1 protein-coding gene is annotated in these 444 nt (G+C 40.5%); it reads right to left on the bottom strand.

Annotation, left to right across the window (positions count from 1 at the left end; all coding sequences use genetic code 11):
• Positions 1-75 precede the first annotated feature (75 nt).
• Entirely contained in the window at positions 76-330 is a 255-nt protein-coding gene (locus ACYVRA_RS09050) for a hypothetical protein (RefSeq protein ID WP_461252378.1), read from the bottom strand.
• Positions 331-444 lie beyond the last annotated feature (114 nt).

Consider the following 444-nt stretch of genomic DNA (forward strand, 5'->3'; position numbering starts at 1 on the left):
CGTACTTCGGCTTCTGTTCTGCCTCCTGGGCCTGCGTATTTAAATTTTAACGCGCGGTGAAGGGAGCTTTCATTATTAATCCCTATCGTTTTTCGCGTATTCAAATAATTCCTCGGCGCTAAGCAAGTCTAAAAAATGATAGGTCTCGCTTTCGCCTGTTTTTTCTTCGGTTTTTATCGCCGCAACCTTAAAGACAATCATCCTGTTGGTCGGCAAAGGCAGGCTCAGCACATTGCCGTTCATGTCAACAAGGGAATTAAAAGGCAGCCGCCCCTGTATCTCCTGAATGTTGGCTTCGGGAAAAACTATGAAAAATTCGTTAATTTGCATGATTTATCATATCAAAATGGCCAATTTTTCGCAATTATTTTTGTTGTTCTATACAAAAGTATAGGAAAACGCGCATCTTTATAGCGATTATTTTTTTGTCAACCAAAAGGACGA

It is taken from the genome of Treponema sp. R8-4-B8 (assembly GCF_054786175.1).

Excerpts from the sequence above, each read along its gene's own strand:
- ACYVRA_RS09050 (WP_461252378.1), bottom strand. The coding sequence starts at position 330 with ATGCAAATTAACGAATTTTTCATAGTTTTTCCCGAAGCCAACATTCAG.